Source organism: Geosporobacter subterraneus DSM 17957, assembly GCF_900142145.1.
In the GTDB taxonomy this organism is placed as follows: Bacteria; Bacillota; Clostridia; order Peptostreptococcales; family Thermotaleaceae; genus Geosporobacter; species Geosporobacter subterraneus.
Map to the genome: position 1 here is coordinate 1 of NZ_FQZV01000034.1, position 21713 is coordinate 21713.

The 21713-nt window shown below is 42.4% G+C and carries 17 protein-coding genes and 1 other annotated feature; of the genes, 5 read left to right on the forward strand and 12 right to left on the reverse strand.

Annotation, left to right across the window (positions count from 1 at the left end):
- Positions 1 to 272: 272 nt before the first annotated feature.
- The 3 genes from BUB56_RS12575 to BUB56_RS12585 are packed head-to-tail and all read right to left on the reverse strand — an operon-like array spanning position 273 to position 2120.
- On the reverse strand, positions 273 to 1061 hold the full coding sequence (locus BUB56_RS12575; RefSeq protein ID WP_110941664.1) for a hypothetical protein: 789 nt from the start codon (positions 1059 to 1061) through the stop codon (positions 273 to 275).
- Positions 1048 to 1749, reverse strand: coding sequence for an ABC transporter ATP-binding protein (locus tag BUB56_RS12580; RefSeq protein WP_110941665.1), 702 nt, complete (start codon positions 1747 to 1749; stop codon positions 1048 to 1050). The genes BUB56_RS12575 and BUB56_RS12580 overlap by 14 nt, the downstream gene beginning before the upstream one ends.
- Positions 1746 to 2120: a GntR family transcriptional regulator gene (locus BUB56_RS12585; RefSeq protein ID WP_110941666.1), complete on the reverse strand. Its 375-nt coding sequence runs from the start codon at positions 2118 to 2120 to the stop codon at positions 1746 to 1748. The genes BUB56_RS12580 and BUB56_RS12585 overlap by 4 nt, the downstream gene beginning before the upstream one ends.
- Before the next feature lie 562 nt (positions 2121 to 2682).
- Between BUB56_RS12585 and BUB56_RS12590 the strand changes: the two genes are divergently transcribed.
- From BUB56_RS12590 to BUB56_RS12600, 3 genes are all read left to right on the forward strand, one after another.
- Positions 2683 to 7590: a nicotinate-nicotinamide nucleotide adenylyltransferase gene (locus BUB56_RS12590; protein ID WP_110941667.1), complete on the forward strand. Its 4908-nt coding sequence runs from the start codon at positions 2683 to 2685 to the stop codon at positions 7588 to 7590.
- A gap of 1 nt (position 7591) precedes the next feature.
- Positions 7592 to 8596, forward strand: a complete 1005-nt coding sequence (locus BUB56_RS12595; RefSeq protein WP_242946349.1) for a lactate dehydrogenase — start codon at positions 7592 to 7594, stop codon at positions 8594 to 8596.
- A 234-nt stretch (positions 8597 to 8830) separates the two neighbouring features.
- Positions 8831 to 9874 carry a flavodoxin family protein gene (locus BUB56_RS12600; RefSeq protein WP_110941668.1) on the forward strand — a complete coding sequence of 348 codons (1044 nt, stop codon included), beginning with the start codon at positions 8831 to 8833 and terminating at the stop codon, positions 9872 to 9874.
- A 99-nt stretch (positions 9875 to 9973) separates the two neighbouring features.
- Here BUB56_RS12600 and ltaE read toward each other — a convergent pair whose 3' ends face one another.
- The 8 genes from ltaE to trpE are packed head-to-tail and all read right to left on the reverse strand — an operon-like array spanning position 9974 to position 17522.
- Entirely contained in the window at positions 9974 to 11017 is a 1044-nt protein-coding gene (gene ltaE, locus BUB56_RS12605; RefSeq protein WP_110941669.1) for a low-specificity L-threonine aldolase, read from the reverse strand.
- 56 nt (positions 11018 to 11073) lie between these two features.
- Positions 11074 to 11868 carry a tryptophan synthase subunit alpha gene (trpA, locus tag BUB56_RS12610; protein ID WP_110941670.1) on the reverse strand — a complete coding sequence of 265 codons (795 nt, stop codon included), beginning with the start codon at positions 11866 to 11868 and terminating at the stop codon, positions 11074 to 11076.
- A complete protein-coding gene (gene trpB / locus BUB56_RS12615) occupies positions 11852 to 13057 on the reverse strand; it encodes a tryptophan synthase subunit beta (RefSeq protein WP_110941671.1) in 1206 nt (401 codons plus the stop codon). Before trpB ends, trpA begins: the two co-directional genes overlap by 17 nt.
- A gap of 1 nt (position 13058) precedes the next feature.
- Complete coding sequence (locus BUB56_RS12620; RefSeq protein WP_110941672.1) at positions 13059 to 13661, reverse strand: phosphoribosylanthranilate isomerase; 603 nt, start codon at positions 13659 to 13661, stop codon at positions 13059 to 13061.
- A complete protein-coding gene (gene trpC / locus BUB56_RS12625; protein WP_110941673.1) occupies positions 13658 to 14440 on the reverse strand; it encodes an indole-3-glycerol phosphate synthase TrpC in 783 nt (260 codons plus the stop codon). The genes BUB56_RS12620 and trpC overlap by 4 nt, the downstream gene beginning before the upstream one ends.
- On the reverse strand, positions 14437 to 15456 hold the full coding sequence (gene trpD / locus BUB56_RS12630; RefSeq protein WP_110941674.1) for an anthranilate phosphoribosyltransferase: 1020 nt from the start codon (positions 15454 to 15456) through the stop codon (positions 14437 to 14439). Before trpD ends, trpC begins: the two co-directional genes overlap by 4 nt.
- A 33-nt stretch (positions 15457 to 15489) precedes the next feature.
- Positions 15490 to 16053 carry an anthranilate synthase component II gene (locus tag BUB56_RS12635; protein WP_110941675.1) on the reverse strand — a complete coding sequence of 188 codons (564 nt, stop codon included), beginning with the start codon at positions 16051 to 16053 and terminating at the stop codon, positions 15490 to 15492.
- Positions 16050 to 17522, reverse strand: coding sequence for an anthranilate synthase component I (gene trpE / locus BUB56_RS12640; RefSeq protein ID WP_242946350.1), 1473 nt, complete (start codon positions 17520 to 17522; stop codon positions 16050 to 16052). The genes BUB56_RS12635 and trpE overlap by 4 nt, the downstream gene beginning before the upstream one ends.
- Before the next feature lie 175 nt (positions 17523 to 17697).
- Positions 17698 to 17962, reverse strand: a binding site (T-box leader).
- Between the two features lie 124 nt (positions 17963 to 18086).
- On the opposite strand from trpE, the gene BUB56_RS20125 reads away from it, so the two are divergent.
- Both BUB56_RS20125 and abc-f read left to right on the forward strand, forming a co-directional pair.
- Complete coding sequence (locus tag BUB56_RS20125) at positions 18087 to 18212, forward strand: hypothetical protein (RefSeq protein WP_278319493.1); 126 nt, start codon at positions 18087 to 18089, stop codon at positions 18210 to 18212.
- A gap of 180 nt (positions 18213 to 18392) precedes the next feature.
- Positions 18393 to 20303 (forward strand): ribosomal protection-like ABC-F family protein, encoded by a 1911-nt coding sequence (gene abc-f, locus BUB56_RS12645; RefSeq protein ID WP_110941676.1) that lies wholly within the window; start codon positions 18393 to 18395, stop codon positions 20301 to 20303.
- Between the two features lie 399 nt (positions 20304 to 20702).
- On the opposite strand, the gene BUB56_RS12650 is transcribed toward abc-f, so the two are convergent.
- Positions 20703 to 21701, reverse strand: a complete 999-nt coding sequence (locus BUB56_RS12650) for a PucR family transcriptional regulator (RefSeq protein ID WP_110941677.1) — start codon at positions 21699 to 21701, stop codon at positions 20703 to 20705.
- Positions 21702 to 21713: the final 12 nt, after the last annotated feature.

The window sequence follows — 21713 nt, forward strand, 5'->3', positions numbered from 1 at the left end:
TGCTATGCCTTTTTTCATGTTTATATCTTCCTATGCTGTCGCATAAATACTATTTCTCCTGTGGATAAATCAAAACCACATTCTGCAACTACCTACATATTTAATAATACCTGCTAAGTACATCGGTTGATCTATTCTCTAAGAGAAGTCTATCACAGGGAGACAGGGCTCTACCAATAGGAAATCCCTATAGTTTGTAGGGGTATAATAACTTTTTTCTATGAATATTTTCATGCATATAGATACCACCTATGGAACATAGGTGGTTCGCTCTATAACTCTACCTTGCGATCATAAATAGCTGCCGTACCGAAAAACAGGGCTACAGAAAACCCAATAATTACTAAGGCTGTAGCAATATATACACTGGCAGGAAAAAAAGTCGATGACAGCGATCCATGGGAAAAATCCATTTGTCTGCTTCCCAGATCATCGATTTGGTATCTGGAAACCAGACTGATGATCCAGCCAGATACCTTTGAAATAGCAATATTGGAAAGGATTAAGGTGCCAAAGGTTATTAACCCTGAGAACTTATTAAACAGCTTTCCGATAACACTGCTAAAGAAGGCTAGGATCAATGCCTGATTTGCACCCAAGAATATCAGAAATGCCATCTTCAGCATTTCTATCCTATATGCAAAAGGAAGGGCCGCCAGTTTTCCCCAATCGTAGGGTGTCATCATCCCTCTAAAGAAAAGAAATGCACTAACGCCTACCAATACTTCCAATGCAATCCATTGGGTTAACAGTGAAAGAAGCTTTGAGAGAAAGATCAGCTTTCCCGATACGGGTAATGACATCATCAAATAAACTGTATTTTCCTTCCACTCATTCCGAACTGTCATAAATCCCTTTATAAATATGGCCATAGCGATTGCAATAGCCCCACCCATATTTACCGCAAAACCTGCCTGCAGGGGCCACCCGGTAGTGGTTTTATAGAAAATGTATAGATTGACTGCCAATATAACCCCGGCAATCAACATCAGCTCGAATCTCGACGCCTTTAAATCCTTTTTATATAAAGTATAGAGCATATTCCCCTTAGAAGTTCCCATGGTGGTATACCTCCTTCATCAATTCCACTAAGGACTTATTTCTCTCACTGCGCAGGATTTCAGCCTCCCCTTGCAGTACAGCCCTCCCTCGGTCCATAAAAATCACTTCATCAATCAAACCCTCAATTTCCTGAATTTCATGGGTCGAAATGATAATACTCTGTTCTCCTGCCCGATAGTCTCGGATGATGGTCTGAATAATCTGCTCTCTTGTTAAAATATCAATGCCGGACAGCGGCTCATCCAACAGTACAATCTTAGCATCCCTTGAAAAGGTCAAAAGAAGCTTTGCCTTTGCCCTCATGCCCTTTGATATCTTTTTTATCGGCATAGAAGGTTCTAATTGCAGAAAATCCATTAGCTCCATATATTTATTATGATCCCAGTCTTCATAGAAGCTTTTTGTGAAATCAGCAGCCTCTCCAATCGTCATCCAAGGATATAGGTGGTCGATTTCAGGCAAATAAGCGATATCTTTTTTTGTTTCCACAGAGGGCCGGTGCCCGTCAATCAATACCGATCCTGAATCCGGCCTGTTGAGTCCCGCAATCATTTTTAAGCTGGTTGATTTACCGGAACCATTTGGTCCTAGAAATCCTGTTATTTTTCCTTTCGGAAATACCATGGTAGCCTGATCTAGTGCCCTTGTGCTTCCAAACTGTTTTGTAACCTCCTGAAACCCTATCATCTCTTATCCTCCTCCAATCGCTGCTGGCATTTTTCTACTAGCTCTATAATTTTTTCATTGTCGAAGCCCAATGAATACATTTCATCCAGAAAACTTTTCAACACCCGACTGGCCATCTCTTCTTTAATCTCATCCAGCATACCTGGTCTGTTATAGATAAAAGTCCCCTGTCCTCGCAGGGTCTCTACTAAACTCATATTTTCCATCTCCCTATAAGCTCTCTGCACAGTATTAGGATTTACCTTTACCTTTTGAGCAAATTCCCGTTGGGACAATATTTTATCCCCTGGCTTTAGTTCCCCCCGAATCAACTGCTTTTTGATATCGTCTATGATTTGAAGATAAATGGGTTTTGAGTTATCAAACTCCATCTGATGCCACCTCCCACGTACACCTATTGCACTAGTTAACTATTGCACTATTATTGTATTGCTTCATTTTTGTTTTGTCAATGCTTTTAAAAAAATTTCTTTTAAATGCTTATTATATGGATAGATTACTCTATAGATAAATCCTCTATAAAGAAATATTATCGTAGGGAACAGCCCATAGGCGTCAACTTAACCCATAATTTGTCATCCTGAGCGGAGTAAACGGAGTCGAAGGATCTTTAAGCTAGATGATATATTCTGATAATCAAAAGTAGTCTTGCTTATGTTCTATAAGATTCTTCGCTAACGCTCAGAATGACATGCTTCTAAGGTGTATTTGGAAATATTTTGATTGAGTTGACGCCTATATGGAACAGCCCCTGTGCTGTTCCGAAAAACGGGCTGACGCAAGGCCAGCCCCTACAAGAGTACATTTATTATGGCGTAAATCTCTAGATACAACCGATGAAAAAACCAAAGAAAAGAGTCAGAATAATCTTTATTAATGTCTACAATACGTTATAATGTTAATAACCATATTTCCATGACGAGGGGGAGACCTATGACTGCTTCCATCACAAAAGAACTTTATCATCAACTGCGTACTGCCCTTTTCAATCAGGATTTCCTTGAAGTCTATCATTTAGAAAAGGAATTTATTAAAAAGCATACGGAAAATCTAACCTTTATTAATGAAATCCATCGAATCGTAGAAAATAAGGATTACAGCTGTAATGCTGTTTATCTGTTGTGTCAGGATATGCTAAGAGAGTTATGGGGAGATCAAAAGCCGGCCAAGCCTTTAGAATATATCTTTCAATTTGCCCTCAGCAAGTCCTTTCCGCACTCTGTGGAGATATCCTTGGACCCTCATTTATCATCAGGCTGTCAGCTCTATCTTATTACCCTGCGAATCGTTTCTGAATTTCAAAAAAAGACAGAGGATGGTACCTGGCAGAGCCGATACCCCCTGGTCTTTCTCTCTGAGGAGGAGCAGGAAGTGCTTCCAAACCCTAAGGAGTATACGGCCTTTATAAAGGCTTTTCAACAGGAATATATCTATGAAATGATGAAACTAAACTATGAAGTCATCGGCCATAACACGCTGGATCATATCTGCGGCGTTCATTATCTGGCCCTCTTTGTTGCACGACAGTTGTACGCCCATGGAGTTCCTGTAGATCTGGGGAGAGTCTCCGGTGCCGCTGCGGGCCATGATATTGGAAAGTATGGCTGCCGCAGCTTCGAGTCTAACCGCGTACCCTACCTTCATTATTACTATACAGATCAATGGTTCAAAAACCATAATCTGCCTTATATCGGCCATATTGCCTTAAACCATTCCGTCTGGGATTTAGAGCTGGAAAATCTGTCCTTAGAATCCCTGATTCTGATTTACTGTGATTTTCGTGTTAAGAATGGCTCCATCCAACAGGGTATCCCTCAAATGGAAATCTTTAATCTCCAGGAGTCCTTCCAGGTCATCCTTAGCAAATTGGACAATGTAGATACCATAAAAGAAAGACGCTATAGGAGAGTCTATGGAAAACTAAAGGATTTTGAGGATTATATGCTTGATACGGGCATTGTCACTGAACTCAATAAGCCATTGACTGATGCTCCCAGGTATAGGAAAAAATATTATTCCCTCATGGCGGGCAGTGAGATTACTCAAAATATAAAATTTATGGCTATACATCACAATATTCATTTGATGAATCGACTTCGGGACGAGGCTTCTCTAAATGAAATCATAGAAATCGCAAGAAGCGAGAAGGATGCAAACGTGCTGCGGGAATACTTGGATGTGTTTGAAGAGTACTCTACCTATCTTACACAAAAGCAGAAGCTTATCATGATGAAATTTCTTTATGAACAGCTCATTCATCCGGAGCAGGATATTCGCCGGCAGTGTGCAGAGCTCATTGGACGGCTTATTGCCACCTTTGACGAGGACTATAAAAAAGAAATCCCTAAGGATGAGAAGCTCCTTACACCTGCGGTGAAAGGCATAGATTTGCTGCACCAATATCTGCAGCTCTGTATGTTTCCTGATCATAAGATTATCCCGGTTCATCGCCGCTGGATACGATACAGTATCAGTGCCTTAATCGCTTCATTATTCACCAACTGCTCTCATGAACAAATACAGGTGTTTCGGCAGGCGCTGCTGGGCTATTATGATCTGGACCGGTACCGGGAAGAGGATATTCAAATCGACCTTTTAGAGACATTGAAATATATTCCATTATGCACCGATGACACCTGCCTCACAACCATATTTCAATATGTGCTGCTTCAGTTGGACAGCCCTAACAGCGAAATACGCATTTCTGCCTTGGAAGCCATCTATTTCTTTATCAGGCATCTGTCAGAGGATACAATCATCATGCAGCAGATTTTAGAGCTTTTCTCCAAGCAGCCAAAGCACTCTTCACTTCCGGCAGAAAGCTTTCTATTGGGGAAAATCTACGAAAAACTATTTCCCCACTCCGTTCCTGAAAAGCTGGAAAGGAACTCCTATGAACTGTTTCAGGAGGGAATATCAGATATTTTCTTAAGTAACCTTAAAACAGCCACCAATTGGGTTTCTAAAAAAATTCACGTTGAGCTGCTGCTGGATTATACCCTTGGAAGTTCAGATATTAACAAGCTTTATACAGCTATGCATTTTTGCAATCTGTTAAAGGTCAGTGCCATGGATCATGTGCGCAGCCGTGCCGGCGAAGCACTGGTTCGGCTTTTTCCCAACCTCCCGCTGGAGCAGCGCAATGATGTAGCCATTGAACTCATCCGCTCACTGGAAATTGAAGGTATCCAGTTTGCCAAGTATATCCCAAATTATCTTGGACGGATCATTCTTTACCTGCAGCCCATAGAATTGGATGAAATCATTGCGGACTTAATTGAAAAGATAAAACAATCCAATGCTCAAATCAGCACTTTGCTGTTAAAAACCATAGGCATCTTCCTATCCCATTATCCTAAATACCGTGAACTCTTCCCAGAAGAAGAAGACCATTATAACCGTCGTCTGGAACAACTGCTGGGAATTCTGTTAAATGGTCTTGTTCACGATCATCCTCAAATTAAACAGATGTCTTTCAGCGTGATTGGTAAGGATGTATTTGGATCAAAGCTTCTGAAGCTGGAGGCGAAACATCACTTTTTCAAGCTAATGGCAAAGAAAATTCTGTCTCTCCTTCCAGGGATAGAGGATAGTGAACTGCTGGTTTTCACCAACTCTGCAGGCTTAAACCATATCTACCGCTTTATATCGGACTATACCTTTTTTCAAAAGGATATTCAATTGGATGTGCCGGAAAAAATTGCATTTTTCCCTGGCTCCTTCGACCCCTTTACCCTTGGTCATAAGGAAATTACCCGGGAAATACGGGATTTGGGCTTTGAAGTATACCTTGCAGTAGATGAATTCTCATGGTCCAAACGAACACAACCAAATCTAATTCGTCAAAACATCATCCATATGTCTGTGGCCGATGAGATGGATATTTACCTCTACCCCGATGATTACCCTATTAATATTGCAAATCCTCAAGATCTGGAAGCCCTGAAAAAAAGCTTTCCCCAATCACAGGTCTATATGGTAGTGGGCAGCGATGTCATACTTCACGCCTCTGCCTATCGGGACGAAAGCAATCAACATCAACTCCTTCAATTTCCTCATATCGTTTTTGAGCGGAGGGATAGTGAGTTTTCACCAGAAGAAAATATCCGGCTCCAGCATGCCATGGAAAAAATTGTGGCACCGGTAATTAAACTAAACCTGCCCCCTCAATACGAAGATATCAGTTCAAGCCAGATCCGAAGCTATATCGATGAAAATAGGGACATTTCAAAGCTGATTGACCCACTGGCTCAAAAGTATGTCTATGATAACAATTTATATCGCCGTGAGCCTCAATATAAGTCCCTGGTACAGACCATATCCATCGATGTGGAAATCAGAGATCACTTAGAGGATTCATTAACACACGAGATTTCCAGTTTATTTCATGGGCATCATGATGCCTTTACCAATATCAAAAAAGTCTTTCAAAAACCCGGCAGCAAAATGATCCTGATCCGGGATGCAAAGGAAAAAGGTAGAATGCTGGCTTATTCTGTATTCCATCGTGTCCCTGCAGAAGCAATTTTTCAGGAGTTTAGGGATACCCATATCTCTCAATGCATCCGTGAAAACTATACCGGCAGGATCGTACTGATCGATGGCATCTCAGCCCTTGAAAGTACAGGATTTCACAATCTGCATCAGATCATACTGACAGAAACTTTAGCCTACTGCTTAAAAAATGATTATGGCTATGGTATCTACTACAATCGGATTTCTAGCCAACCTTCTCCGTCGCTGGTTGAAATACTGCAAAACCACGGATTTCAGGATTTGCCCTGCAGCAGCGAAGGCAATCCCGTAATGGCGGTAAATATGGTTCATCCCTGTACCCTCAGTTTGGATGTGGAAAACTTTATTAAGGAGCCCTTCCGCGACAGCCGCCGGGTGCAAAAGGTGATCCTGGAATGCAGAAAGCGCCTGCAGAATGCACTGACCAAGCTATATCCGGGCCAGCTGGTGCTTTCTTTCGACAGCAATATGATCAATGAAACTCTGGTAAAGAAAATATGCTTTGAAAACCAGGTGCCCTCTGTACCTCTAACACCGCGCAGGCTGGGGCATGCCATGTGTGTCCCCTTCGGCAATGTACTGAATCGTGCCATCGTTCCCAATACGATTACTAAGTCTTTGCACACAGAAAAAATGTTTTATCCCGATATGAAAAGCTTCACCATTGGAGCCTTCCCCTATTATCTCAATTTGGAAAATCAAATCAAAATGATTCGTTCCTTTAATCGTCCGGTGATTTTAGTAGATGACCTGCTGAATAAGGGCTACCGTTTAAAAGTAGTGGATCCATTGATTCAAAAAGAAAAGATTCAGGTCAAGAAAATTATCGTCGGTCTTCTCTCCGGCAGAGGAAAGGAATTGCTGGAGGTTCAGGATCGGGAGGTTGATTCCGCCTATTTTATTCCAAAACTCCGTCATTGGTTCAATGAATCCTGGCTCTATCCCTTTATGGGAGGAGACACCCTATGGAGAGGGATATATCCCCAGAAAAACCTGATCCCTTCTATTAATCTGATACTACCTTATACAGCGCCTCATTTTATTAAAGGAGTAAGTAATGAGTCCATTTATCAGCTTTCTCAGGTCTGCATCGAAAACGCAGTACAAATTTTAAAGGCACTGGAGACAGAATATCAGCGCCTGAACGAACGAAGCCTCACCCTGTCCCAGTTAAGCGAGGTATTTATCTATCCCAGATATCCGGATCATGGAAAGAGTATGATCTATGATCTTAATGTGAACCCATCCAGTCATCTGGAAAATGATCTTGAACTGCTGCATCGCCTTGAATTCACCGTTGTACAATCTCACCAGGGAGGTAAATAAGATGTTCTACTATATTTATGGCGATAAAATATGCTTTTCTCAAAAATCCTATGCTGATCTGCCTAGAATAGATGAAGCACAGGCCCGAAACACCGATGGTCTGCTCTATGGACTTCTGGAGCTGGACCCTAATAAATCCAGGCGGAGCTTTTGCCTTTCCGCCTCAAGTCTCCTTAGTCTTGAGGAAGAGGGTTTGAATCTATTGCTAAAGCAGCAGGAAAATCATTCATCTTTGCCAGACTGGCTTCTTGAAAAAATCAATCACCGTCAGGTAATGGCGGTCAATCGTGCATACCCCCAATGGGAAAATGCTCTAGACTACAAACCTCCCCATAAATGGCGGGTTCATATCTCCGGTTTAGGGGACGTAGGCGGGACACTGCTGATGGGCTTACGGCTGCTCGGAGGCAGCTGTATTGAGAACATCGGCATCTATGATCGAAGTGAAGAAAAGCTGCTTCGATGGCAGTATGAAACAAACCAAATTTACGGGCCAAATGACCGACCCTTTCCTCCTGTAAATATCCTGACAGAAGAAGAGCTTTTTAACTGCCACCTTTTTGTATTTTGTATCGCTGCCCGGGTACCTGCCATCGGAGAAGAAGGAAAGGATGTGCGCATGGTACAGCTGGAGGAAAACGCAAAAATCCTAAATCTGTATGGCAAACAGGCCCGAGCTTCATCCTATAGAGGGATCTTTGCAGTTGTCTCAGATCCCGTAGACTTGTTGTGCAAATCACTGCTGCTATCCAGCAATCAGAATGAACAGGGCATCTACGATTTTAAGGGCTTGGCACCGGAGCAAATAAGGGGGTATGGTTTGGGCGTCATGCATGCCCGTGCCCTTTATTATGCCAACCAAAGCCCGGATACCCGTCACTATGAAAGAGAAGGCCGGGCCTTTGGTCCCCATGGTGAGGATTTGGTTATTGCCGACAGCATCGATAATTATAATGAGGAGTATTCTCTGCTGCTGACAGAAAAAGCAAAAAAAAGCAAATCTTGAAGTAAGAAAGGCAGGCTTTAAACCTTTTGTCGCCCCTGCCCTCTCCTCTGGTGCCCTATCCCTTATTGCAACCATGAGGGGAGAATGGCATTATAGTGCCACCTATATGGGTGGTGTCTATATGGGTGCTAAAAACCGTTTTAGCCTGGCTGGAACAGAAATAGAAAGGCTAAAGCTTCCAGAACCTTTATGGGTGAGACTGCATCAGACCTATACACGATTGGGGCACCTGCTATGATCTATCTGCTGATGCCCGGCGAACCCTCTCAACAACTTCAGACAATGATCAAAGCGGCAGTAGGAAGCAGTTCTATAAAAATCATTAAGACAGCTGAAGCTCTTCCGGATTTACAGAATAAGAAAATATTATTTGCTGTAGAAATTGATGAAATGGGCTTCAATATTCCTTTGCTGCATATCTTAAAGCAGCTGATGCTTCGGGGTAAGGATGCCCTTTTGGGTTCTCAAGGAGCTCTCTTAGTCCATAGTGCCAGTGAGTTGTACACAAAGAGTACAGCCGCAGCCCTTATTTTTCTGGCCAATCAGCTGGGCTGCAGCTTTATGGGTCATCCATTGGTAGAAGCCACCGGCAGCCTCCATAACTTTCTCACTTGGCAGAAGACCTACCAGACTTCCCTAGAGCAGATTTCCTTTGATTTATCCAGGCGTTTGGGAGAACGGCTCCTAACAGATCAGCCTACCCGGATCCAGCATCCGCAAATTGCAGTACTCCATTCCAGTTATCGCAAATCCTCCAATACCCTGATGCTGTGGGATATGATAAAGAAGCAGCTGTCCCAATGCCATATTGAGGAGCTTCATGTTCAAAACGGAACAGTTTTAGATTGTATCGGCTGTCCCTACCATACCTGCAGACACTTCGGTCTGCAAAGCAGCTGTTTTTATGGTGGATTCATGGTAAAGGAAGTTCTTCCTGCCATTGAAAATGCCGATGCGGTGATCTGGATTTGTCCAAATTATAATGATTCCGTTTCTGCAAACCTCATGGCGGTCATCAATCGATTAACCGCTCTTTATCATAAAATCAAATTTTATGATAAATATATCTTTGCCGCCATCGTCTCCGGCAACTCCGGCAGCGACAGCCTGGCAAAGCAGCTGATTGATGCCCTCAATATCAATAAAGGCTTTCGTCTGCCTCCCTACTTCTCCATCATGGCTACTGCCAATGATCCGGGAAGTATTCTGAAGGTAAAAAATATAGAAGAGATGACCGATTTCTTTTCAAGGAATATGCTCCGACAAATAAAAGCCTAGGGGAGATCGCCCTAGGCTTAATTTGAAAATCAATTGTTAAAAGCAGATCTGCATGTCGTCCCGTAATGGAGGGAGCATACACTTAGGTCTGCCCCTGCTCTATTCTGTATGCTCTCCCATTAATAATTCTCTCATGGTATCTACTACATACAGCACATCCTCCCGGCTCACCCAATAATTGGTAACCAAGCGCATAATCCCATCCTCTGCCGGATTGATTTTAATCCCCTTCTTCAAAAACTCTTCCACTAATCTATCCGTATCATATCCAGCAGCGGACATATCGAAAAATACCATATTTAGATGAATATCCTCCAGACTAAGCTGTATGCCCGGTATCTTTGAAAGCTCCTGTCCCAACAATAGAGCATTTTCATGATCCTCCTGCAGGCGATGGATCATTTTCTCCAGCGCCACCAGCCCTGCCGCTGCTAAGAATCCTGACTGTCTTAAGCCGCCGCCTAAAAGCTTTCTGCCTTTTTTGGCTTTTTCAATGAAGGTCCTGCTTCCTGCCAAAATAGATCCTACCGGGGCACAAAGACCCTTGGACAGGCAGAACATCACTGAATCTACATACCTGGTGATTTCCTTGGCTTCTGCCTTTAAGTAGGTGGCTGCGTTGAACAGCCTTGCACCATCCAGGTGAATAGGGATATGGTACTTTTTTGCAATTTCATGGATCTGTTCCATATTTTCCAGAGAGATGACTCTGCCATTGGAGTGGGCATTTTCCAGGCAGATTAGTCCTGTGTCAGGATAGTGAATATCCTCCGCTTTTCGAATTTTGGCTTCTATTTCTTTGGGGTCCAGTTCTCCCTGCCGACTGGTCAGAGTTCTTAGCTGCACCCCGGCAATGACCGATGCTGCTCCTACCTCGTGCTGCACGATGTGGCTATCGTCTCCTAAAAGCACTTCATCGCCCCGTTTACAATGAACAAAGAGCGCCAACTGATTGCCAAAAGTACCACTGGGTACAAATAAAGCTGCTTCCTTTCCCACCAGTTGGGCCGCATATTCTTCCAACCTTTTAACGGTTGGATCGTCTCCGTATACATCGTCCCCCACCTCTGCCCGAAACATTGCTTCTCGCATTTCTTCGGTAGGCATGGTTACCGTATCGCTGCGTAAATCAATAATGCGCATATGTATTCCTCCTTCATCCTGTTTTTGTTCTTCTAATATATCATTATATCATATCTCTATTCAATGGCCTGATGAAGTCCCCGAACGAAGTCAAAAACCTTTCCTTCAATATCTCCTGCTAGAATCCCCTCTTCGATTTTTTCTATGATACTGCTGCCCACAATCAAACCATCACTGAGCCCCTTTAACTTTGTCACAGCCTCTTGGCTGGATATACCAAAGCCAATAGCGGTAGGAATGGATGCATATTTTTTTACTTGAGTCATAAAGTGGGCTAAACTGTCTTCAAAAGTAACCCGCTTTCCTGTAACCCCCTTTGAGGAAATACAGTAGACAAAACCACTGCCAACCTGAACGATTTCTTGAATGCGCTCCTCTGATGTAGGGGCTGCCATTGGAATCAAATCAATAGGATAAGCTTTCATCTGCTCATAAAGTTCTCTTCTCTCCTCTAATGGCAGGTCAGGAATAATTAATCCATCCATACCGCTTTCGCTACAGTTTTTTAGAAATCTTTCCGTACCATATCTAAAAACAGAATTGTAATAGACCAAAAACACAAGGGGAACCATTGTTTGCTTTCGTAATTCTTCAACCATATCAAAAACAGCATCAATGGTAATAGGATTTTTCAAAGCTCTCTGGGAAGCTCTTTGAATAACAGGCCCGTCAGCCAAGGGATCGGAGTAGGGAATCCCGAGTTCAATAATATCTGCTCCTGCCTTTTCCAAAGCAAGTACAAGGCTCACCGTAGTTTCCAGATCGGGGTCTCCGCAGGTTATATAAGGGATTAACGCTTTCTCCTGACGGCTTTTTAATACTTCAAATTTTCTTTCAATCCTGCTTTTCATTCTCATTCCTCCCCAAATATTTTAATACGGTATCAATGTCCTTATCTCCTCTGCCCGATAAATTGACCACAATGATCTCTTCCTTACCTGTAGTTGGAGCAAGCTTCATCAAGTAGCCAATGGCATGAGCACTCTCAAGCGCTGGAATAATCCCTTCTGTTACCGTTAAAAAGCGAAAAGCCTCTAATGCTTCATCATCGGTTATAGATACATAAGATGCCCGACCACTTGCATAAAAATAAGCGTGCTCCGGCCCGATACCAGGATAATCCAGTCCGGCAGATATAGAATAAACGGGCAGAATCTGTCCATTTTCATTTTGGAGCAAATAGGTCATCATACCGTGTAGTACCCCAATAGAGCCCTTTGCAATAGTAGCCGCATGTTCTTCAGTGTCTACACCTTTACCGGATGCCTCTACACCAATGATATTTATGCCAACTTCCTCCTTGAAGGGATAAAAAAGTCCCATGGCATTGCTTCCTCCGCCAACACAGGCAATTAAGTAATCGGGATGTCGCCCTTCCTTTTCCAGAATCTGCTCCTTCACCTCATCCCCAATAATTCGCTGAAAATCTCTTACCATGGTAGGATAGGGATGAGGGCCCACAACAGAACCGATTACATAAAAAGTATCATCCACATGGGTTACCCAGTCTCTTATAGCTTCATTAGTAGCATCCTTTAAGGTTGCGGTTCCAGAAGTTACACTATTCACTTTGGCACCTAACAGCTTCATTTTAAATACATTTAGCGATTGCCGCTGTATGTCCTCTTCTCCCATGTAGACTTCACAGTCTAGCCCAAACATTGCGCAGATAGTAGCCGTTGCCACACCATGTTGTCCTGCTCCCGTTTCTGCAATGATTCTTTTTTTACCCATCCTTTTTGCCAGCAGCACCTGCCCAATAACATTGTTGATCTTATGAGCGCCTGTATGATTCAAATCCTCTCTTTTCAAATATATTTTCCCCCCTCCCAGTCGCTCCGTCAGGTTTTTAGCAAAATACAAAGAAGTTGGCCTTCCTGCATATTCTTTCACATAATATTGATAATTCTTTTGGAAACTTTCGTCTTCCTTGGCCTCTATAAATTTTTCTTCCAGTTCAATCAATGCATTCATTAAGGTTTCCGGTACGAATTGTCCCCCAAACAGTCCAAATCTTTTTGGTAATTTGACATCTTTCATACTATTCCCTCACTTTCTCTATAAAGCTTCTCATTTTATTAAAGTTTTTTAAGCCATTCTTCTCTACACCACTGCTTACATCTACAATATCCGGCTTCAAAATTCGGATGGCCTCCCTTACATTGTCTGCATGAAGCCCTCCTGCTGCTATTAATAGTCCTGTTCTTTTTATGTTTACTGCCAGCTCCCAGGGAAAAGTTTTTCCGCTTCCACCGTATTGACCTGCCGTATAGGTGTCCAACAGATAGCCTGCTACAGCATATTGCTGCATCTGAATGAAACTCTCATCATCTTTAATCCGAAAGGCTTTCCATACCTCCCTTTGAAAGGCTTTACAGTACTCCGGTTCCTCGTCTCCATGAAACTGTAAAACATCTAATCCGCAGCCTTCAGCTATATGGTTGACCGCCTCTTTTCTCATATCCTGAAATATGCCTACTTTTTTAATGTGTTGATCCAGGCCTTGGATTAACTCTCTTGCCCAGCTTAAATCAACCTGCCGGCTGCTCTTCGCAAATACAAAACCCACATAATCAGGCTGCAGCTGATTTACATACTGAATATCCTCTTTTCTTTTTAGTCCGCAGATCTTTATCTTTGTCAATCTCCCACCCCCCTGAGTTCCCTAATTTTATCTCCGATGGAGTCCGCCCGCATCAGACTTTCACCAATCAGTACCCCATCTACGCCTAATGACTCCAGATATTTCATATCCTCTCTGGTGTGGATGCCGCTTTCACTGACAATGATTTTTCCCTTGGGCATTTTCTTCATTAGATCTGCCGTTGTCTCTAGATCTGTTTCAAAAGTTTTAAGATCGCGATTATTGATGCCGATGATCTCTGCATCTGCCTCCAATGCGACTTCCAGTTCTTTTTGATTATGCACTTCCACAAGACACTGGAGACCGATTTCTTTTGCCGATCTTTGAAAAAGTATCAATTCCTCTATACTAAGGACTGCTGTGATCAGCAAAATCGCATCGGCCCCCAAGGCCTTCGACTGATAAATCTGATAAGGTTCGATGATAAAGTCTTTTCTCAATAGGGGGATATCCGTACCCCTTCTGATTTGGGATAAATACTGACTGCTTCCTTGAAAAAAGTCTTCTTCTGTCAATACTGAGATTGCTTCTACCTTATTTTGATGATAAATCCTCGCAATATCTAGGGGATTAAAATCTTCTCTAATAACGCCTCTGGAAGGGGAAGCTCTCTTTACTTCCGCAATGATACTGAGTCCTGACTTGTTTTTTAGCACCCGTTTAAAATCCAAAGGCTGCCTTCCCTCCTCCAATATAGAGAATATACGGTGTAAAGGCATCTTCATTTTTTCTTTTTCTATTGTCAGCCTTTTTTGGCGGATGATTTTATCCAGTATCATAGACTTTTCCCCTGACTCAGTAGTATCAACTGATTTAACTTTTCCACTGCAAGTCCTCCATCAATCATTTCTTCTGCAAGACAAATTCCTTCTTCCAAAGTACCTGCCTGTTTTCCCACATAAATAGCGGCACCGGCATTTAATACTAACATATTTCTCTTAACCCCTTTCGCCCCTTGGAAAAGTCCTCGCAGAATCTCCGCATTCTGGCGTGGTGAGCCTCCCTCCAGATCTTTCCTATCCCCCATCGGTAACCCATAATCCCTTGGATCGATCATATAATTTGTGATCTGTCCATCCTTTAATTCACTTACCTTTGTCTTTGTGGTAATCGTAATCTCATCCAGTCCGTCCAGCCCATGTACTACCATAGCTCTTTGCACCCCTAGAGTTTTCAAAACCTCTGCCATTAAATCCGTAAGCTCTTCAGCAAATACACCAAGTACTTGCCCCTTAACCCCTGCAGGATTGGTCAAAGGTCCCAAAATATTGAAGATCGTTCTTATCCCTAGTTCTCGCCTCGGTTCAGCCGCATGGCTCATCGCTTGATGAAAATTAGGTGCAAAAATAAAACCAATATTTAGTGCCTTTACACATTTTTGTACTGCTGATGGTGTCAATCCAATGTTTACACCTAAGTGCTCCAGTACATCTGCGCTGCCGCACTTGCTTGAGACCGACCGGTTTCCGTGTTTCACCACGGTAACGCCTGCCGCTGCAGCAATCAATGCAGCTCCCGTAGAAACGTTAAAAGTATGGGATCCATCCCCTCCAGTGCCACAGGTATCAATGGCATAAGCTGCATCGATTTCTACAGAAGATGCCTTCCTCCGCATCACCTTTGCGCAACCGCTTATTTCCTCTATGGTTTCCCCTTTCATTCGCAGTGCTACAAGAAGACCTCCGATTTGTGAAGCAGTTGCCTTGCCTTCCATAATATCATCCATCACAGTCATCATTTCTTTCTCAGATAAACTCTGCCCTTTTATCACTTTACCTATTGCAGACTTTAGCATCTCATGTAACGCTCCTTCCTTTCCTTTTATTTCCTATAAGACAAGGAACTTTCTTAACATCTCTTTTCCTCTTTGCGTAGATATGGATTCGGGGTGAAATTGTAGTCCGTATATGGGATATGCTTTATGCTTTACCCCCATGATTTCCCCTTCAGAGCTTTCTGCTGTAATCTCCAGCTCTTTCGGCAGTTTTTTTCGATCTACTACCAAAGAATGATATCTTGTAACATCGAGAGGATTTTCCAACCCCTGGAACAAATGCTCCCCATTGTGGAGAATTTTCGAGGTCTTGCCGTGTACGGCTTTTTGTGCGTGTACGATGTACCCTCCAAATGCTTCTCCGATGGCCTGATGTCCTAAGCATACACCCAAGGTGGGAATTTTTTTTCCTAAGCCTTTGACAGCTTCCATGGAGATACCCGCATCCTTAGGAAATCCTGGTCCTGGTGAGATAATCAGATGGCTGATGTCCATCTGCAGTAGTTCAGCTGTGGTCACCTTATCATTTCTGAAAACCCGCACATCGGGATGGATTTCCCCTACGTATTGATACAGGTTGTAGGTAAAAGAATCATAATTATCGATGATCACAATCATTTGGATCTCTCCTTTGCTTTATAAATAGTTTGTATAAGTGCCTCTGCCTTTCGCAGGGTTTCCTCATACTCCTTTTCCGGTTCCGAATCTGCAACAATACCGGCTCCCGCCTGAATATAGGCTGTATCCTCTTTAAACAGAATCGTGCGGATAGCAATACACATATCCATGTTGCCATTAAAGCCAAAATATCCTACTGCTCCAGCATAAAGTCCCCGTTTTCTGGGTTCCAGCTCATCGATGATTTCCATTGCCCGAACCTTTGGTGCCCCTGAAACCGTACCAGCGGGCAGACAAGCAACGAGTCCGTCGTACATGTCATATTCTTCTCTCAATCTTCCAACCACATTGGATACGATATGCATCACATGGGAGTATCTTTGAATATCCATAAACTGATTAACCTCTACTGTACCAAAAGCAGATACCTTTCCGATGTCATTCCTTGCTAAATCTACCAGCATCAAATGTTCCGCCAATTCCTTTTCGTCCCTTAACAACTCCCGGGCATGTTCTTCATCTTCCAGCGCATCCTTCCCTCTGGGTCTCGTTCCAGCAATCGGGCAGGTCTCAATACAACCATCTTTTACTTTTGTCAGCAGTTCTGGAGAAGAACCCACCACGTGATAATCGCCAAAGTCAAAATAGTACAAATAGGGAGAAGGATTCAGGCTTCGCAGGGAGCGGTAGGCATCAAAAGGATTTATATCCGTCTTGATTTGCAGCCGTTGGGATAATACCACCTGAAAGATATCTCCGTTCTTTATGTATTCCTTTGCCTTATCTACCTTTTCCATAAAGCTTTCTTTGGTCTCTGTGCTTTGGTAGGATACTTCCTGAAAAAAATCTTTTATTTCTTCTTTATTAGAAAGTGTTTTACTCATAACCTCCTCTTTGATTTTATAAAGGCGCTCGCTTCCATTCTGATAGTCCTTTTCTAAATTGTCACTCACTGCTACATTGAGAATGATTTTGATTTTTTGTTTTGCATGATCATAGACAATCACTTCTTCTGCAAATACTAGATAGATATCGGGTATATGCAAATCGTCCCGATTAATCTGCCCCAGCTGTTCATAATCTCGAATAATGTCATAGCTGATGTAGCCTACGGCGCCACCATTAAAGTCCGGCATGTTGTCTGCAGATGTCATTTTGATCCCACCCATATAAGACTTCACAAGCTCAAGAGGTTTTCCCCTGCGCAAGACATGCTCTTTTCCTCGAGTGACAGTAACCTCCTGTCCATGGCATGTGATCTTCATAAAGGGTTTTCTGCCAATATAGGAATAACGACCCCACTTTATTCCTCCTTCTACACTCTCTAATAGGTAACTATCTTTCATACTGCATAGCTTTTTAAATAGGGTAATCGGTGTTTCCGTATCTCCCTCCATCTCTAAAAAGATTGGAACCATCTCTGCACAGCTGCCAAGCCTTTTAAATTCTTCTAATTTTGGATAAATCACTTTACCACCCCTTATTTTTTAGTATTTTTTGAAAGCAAATAAAAAAGAGCACATCCTCCCTGATCACAGGGACGAAATACTTTTTTTTTCCGTGGTGCCACCCTTATTAGACAGTCCTATCTTTCTATTTCCGCCAGCAAAGCTAAACAAAAAAAATAAACACCTCATCCTAATTTGATAGGACGAAATGTTCTCATTCCGCGTTGCCACCTACTTTAGATAGATATGTTCTATCTCGCTTTTTCAGGTACAGAAACAGCACTGCTCTTTCGATACCCTGCCTTTATAACGTAAGGCCGACGGCTTCATGCTACTCTCCAAAAGGATTTCACACTGCTTCTCCTGGAACCATTCAATAAGCACCTCTGCATCAGGCTTCCACCATCCCCGACTCGCTATGCCTTCGCTGCCTATCTACTTTTTCCAATCATAGAATTTTGAAACTATTTTATAAAATTGTAGACCATTCTATCTATTCTGTCAATAGAAAAATTTCCGTCAAATTTCGCCTTGATGAAATACAATCCATATGGTATAATTAGGAAGATCAGGAGGTGAAGAAGGATGCATGGACAACAGCTGGTTGATACAATTTTAGAAAGACTGCCTGTAACTGCAATTACATTTGATTTTTTTGCCAAGGGGGTAGTGTGTCTAAAATTGGATATTATGTCAACTAGCGTTAAGTAAATCATCCCAAACCTGTCAAATATAATGCCCGGTCAAGGATTTACTTGCCTGGGCTTTTTTATGTCATAAAACAGTTTTATATTCTTTGATATAGAATTGATTTCTCTGCATATTATTCCTTTCAAAGCTTAGGCATAGATTTACCTGTCTGGGCTTTTGTCTTAATAAGGAGGAATTCAAATGATTGACGTAGCTTTAAGAAACATTGAAAAGTATTATGGTGCCAATAGGGTTTTAGAGGATATTACCTTTGAGATTGGTACCGGTGAAAGAGTAGGCGTAGTCGGTCAAAACGGCTGCGGTAAAACTACTGTTTTTAAAATCATTGCAGGGATAGAAAAACAGGATGGCGGTTTTTTGTCTACCCGAAAAAACGCATCCTTAGGGTATTTGGACCAGATACCTGTCTATTCTGAACATACCACAGTATTAGATGTACTGAATGGTGCCTTTGAAGAGCTTTTGCTGTTGAAAGAGCAAATGCATGGCCTGGAATTAGACATGGCCCATGCTTCTCCCTCAGCATTAGAAGCCATTATGAAAAGATATGGAGAGATACAGCTCCGTTTTGAGCACCAGGGCGGATATGCTATGGAGGAAAAACTGAGCAAGGTAAGCAGCGGCTTGAAGCTTTCGGAGGATTTTCTGCACAGAAATTTTGCCTCCCTAAGCGGAGGAGAAAAAACTACTGCTATTCTTGGAAAAATTCTGCTGCAAAGTCCTGACATTTTATTGCTGGATGAACCTTCAAATCATCTCGACCTGGAATCTATCGAGTGGCTGGAGGAATATTTAAAGGAATATAAGGGAACTGTATTCATCATTTCCCATGACCGGTATTTTCTTGATCGGGTAGTTCAGCGCATTATCGAGATAGAAGATGGAAAAGCTTCCCTATATGAAGGCAATTATTCCTACTATGCGGACGAACGGGAAAGAAGGCTGCTGCTCCAATTCGAGGCTTATACAGACCAACAAAAGAAAATAAAAGCTATGGAGAATGCCATCAAGGATCTTCGGGATTGGGGTAACAGGGGGGATAATGAAAAATTTTTCAGGCGTGCCGCCAGCATGCAGAAACGGCTGGATAAGATTGAGAGACTTGACCGGCCCCAAACGGACCGGGCCAAAATCCAGCTTCAACTAGGTGGTGAACAGCGGTCGGGAAAGGATGTCTTCATCGTAAAAAACCTGAGAAAAACCTTTGGTGATCAGATGCTGCTGGATCAACTTCACTTCCAGATGAGATACGGTGAAAGGGTTGGGCTCCTTGGCAAGAACGGCAGCGGTAAGTCTACCCTGCTAAAAATCCTACTGGAACAGCTGCCCTTTGATAGTGGGGAAATCAAGAGGGGTGCGAATCTCCGTACTGGTTATCTGGAGCAGGAAGTCCTTTTTCCTAGAGAAGATGCTACTATTTTAGAGACCTTCCGCTATCAGGTCCCTGTGCCGGAAGGAAGGGCCCGCAGTATTTTAGCCAAGTTTCTCTTCTATGGGAATGATGTATTTAAAAAGGTTGGAACGCTATCTGGTGGTGAGAAAAGTCGATTGAAGCTGTGCTTATTAATGCAGGAAGATCTCAATCTCCTGGTTTTAGATGAACCAACTAACCATCTGGATATCGATTCAAGGGAGGCACTGGAAGAAGCACTCACTGACTTTGTGGGTTCGATTCTTTTTATCTCCCACGACCGTTACTTTATCAATCGAATGACTAACCGTATCGTTGAGCTGGAGGCTGGAAGACTTGTAGAGTATCTTGGTAACTATGAGGATTTCAAGGAGAAGAAGCTTGAAAAGAAATTGCTTTCAGAAAAACCGTTGCCGCCAAAGGAGAAAAAGATGACCAAACCGGAAGCTCCAGCAATTTCTAAAACACCTAGCAAACCGCAAGAATCCTTGAGAAAAATAGAAGAAAAAATCACCCTGTTAGAGGACCAGATTCGGAAAAAAGATTTGGAAATGGCGGAAGCCAGCAGTGATTATGAAAGACTTCAAAAAAACTTTGAAGAAAAATCCCAATTACAGTCCGAATTGGATCTACTATTAGAGACTTGGCTGGACCTCACTTCCCACGAATCAGAAATGTAAACCATTAACCCGTTGCATAAATTATGGATTTACGCCAGTAAAATGAAAGATAAATGTAGGGGACGATCTATGTGTCGTCCCGAAAAAGCAGGCAGACAGGCAGGTCTGTCCCCATAGGCGTCAACTTAACCCATCATTTGTCATCCTGAGTGAAGTAAAACGGAGTCGAAGGATCTTTAAGCTAGATGATACATTCTTATAATCAAAAGTAATTTTGCTTATGTTCTATAAGATTCTTCGTTAACGCTCAGAATGACATGCCTCTAAGGTTTATTTGGAAATATTTAGTTTAAGTTGGCGCCTATGGGTCTGTCCCTACAAAATAACAGCTTGTTGTAGACCCGTAAATCTATAGAACCCAGCTGTATCACAGCTGGGTTCTATAGCTAAGATCTACCGCTAAATTGCTTTTTCTTTACGGATCACCCAGGCTAACTGAAACAGCCAACAATCCGAAAAGTTTTTCAAATCATAGCCGCTGTGTCGATAAATCTTCTCTAATCGATACAGCAGTGTATTTCTATGAACAAATAATCTTGCGGCGGCATCTGTTAAGTTTAGGTTGTTTTTGAAATATTCTTCAATGGTTGTAACCATTTCATGATCCAGGGCTTCTTCAAATTTCTTGCTAAATACTTTTTGAAGAATGCTTTCTTTTAGTTCTGGGTTTATATCCGCCGCGATACGATAAAAGTCCATCTTCTCATAATGATATACATTCTCTGGGAGCTTAAACCGCCTTTTTAATGCCATTGTCTCCAGACAACGGTTGTAGTAGATGCCCAGCTCCGCACTATGCTGTAGTATCCCTCCAATAGCAATAGAGCAGTCTGTAAGCAGTTCTGTCATAATATTTGTCCGTATGTCCTTGCATAGGTCCTCTATTGCCCCATCCCCTGACAGCAAGATCACATGATCTTCATTTATCAGCTGGAGCTTGATATCTATATAGTTTGATGTTATTTCCAGTACTTCCTCGCTATATTTACCTAGCGTATCTATCATGATCAGGTAAGCCGGCAGCAGCTTACGCTTCTTCTCCTCAAGCATAAACCTCTGCTCATCTTCTATATTTCCCTTTAAAACTCCTTTTACCAGCTGATGCAGCGACTTATGCTCCTGCAGTGCTCTTGCAAGCATGATCAATACAAGATTTGCTATCGTATCCCTGCAAAAGCTTTCACCTTCTAGGCAAACATAAGTATCTGGATACTCTGATGATAAAGAATAGATATTATAGCCTTTGTAATTTTTTCCAAGATTCTCTTGAAGTTCTGTAAGTGAAATGGAAATCTCAGCATCAGAAGGATATGCAAAAACTTTCTCCTGTGCTACAACGAAGACTTTTTTATCCATCGTTCTTCCGATTTCCTGTAATACCGCTTTCATAGACTCCATAGGATACCCCTT

What these genes read in the sequence shown, in the direction of transcription:
- ltaE (WP_110941669.1), bottom strand. Translation starts at nt 11,017, where the DNA reads ATGCGCATTATTGATTTACGCAGCGATACGGTAACCATGCCTACCGAA.
- BUB56_RS12585 (WP_110941666.1), bottom strand. Translation starts at nt 2,120, where the DNA reads ATGGAGTTTGATAACTCAAAACCCATTTATCTTCAAATCATAGACGAT.
- trpA (WP_110941670.1), bottom strand. Translation starts at nt 11,868, where the DNA reads ATGAAAAGCAGGATTGAAAGAAAATTTGAAGTATTAAAAAGCCGTCAG.
- trpC (WP_110941673.1), bottom strand. Translation starts at nt 14,440, where the DNA reads ATGATACTGGATAAAATCATCCGCCAAAAAAGGCTGACAATAGAAAAA.
- BUB56_RS12595 (WP_242946349.1), top strand. Translation starts at nt 7,592, where the DNA reads ATGTTCTACTATATTTATGGCGATAAAATATGCTTTTCTCAAAAATCC.
- BUB56_RS12590 (WP_110941667.1), top strand. Translation starts at nt 2,683, where the DNA reads ATGACTGCTTCCATCACAAAAGAACTTTATCATCAACTGCGTACTGCC.
- BUB56_RS12650 (WP_110941677.1), bottom strand. Translation starts at nt 21,701, where the DNA reads ATGGAGTCTATGAAAGCGGTATTACAGGAAATCGGAAGAACGATGGAT.
- trpB (WP_110941671.1), bottom strand. Translation starts at nt 13,057, where the DNA reads ATGAAAGATGTCAAATTACCAAAAAGATTTGGACTGTTTGGGGGACAA.
- trpD (WP_110941674.1), bottom strand. Translation starts at nt 15,456, where the DNA reads ATGCTAAAGTCTGCAATAGGTAAAGTGATAAAAGGGCAGAGTTTATCT.
- BUB56_RS12575 (WP_110941664.1), bottom strand. Translation starts at nt 1,061, where the DNA reads ATGGGAACTTCTAAGGGGAATATGCTCTATACTTTATATAAAAAGGAT.
- BUB56_RS12580 (WP_110941665.1), bottom strand. Translation starts at nt 1,749, where the DNA reads ATGATAGGGTTTCAGGAGGTTACAAAACAGTTTGGAAGCACAAGGGCA.
- BUB56_RS12635 (WP_110941675.1), bottom strand. Translation starts at nt 16,053, where the DNA reads ATGATTGTGATCATCGATAATTATGATTCTTTTACCTACAACCTGTAT.
- BUB56_RS20125 (WP_278319493.1), top strand. Translation starts at nt 18,087, where the DNA reads ATGCATGGACAACAGCTGGTTGATACAATTTTAGAAAGACTGCCTGTA.
- BUB56_RS12600 (WP_110941668.1), top strand. Translation starts at nt 8,831, where the DNA reads ATGATCTATCTGCTGATGCCCGGCGAACCCTCTCAACAACTTCAGACA.
- abc-f (WP_110941676.1), top strand. Translation starts at nt 18,393, where the DNA reads ATGATTGACGTAGCTTTAAGAAACATTGAAAAGTATTATGGTGCCAAT.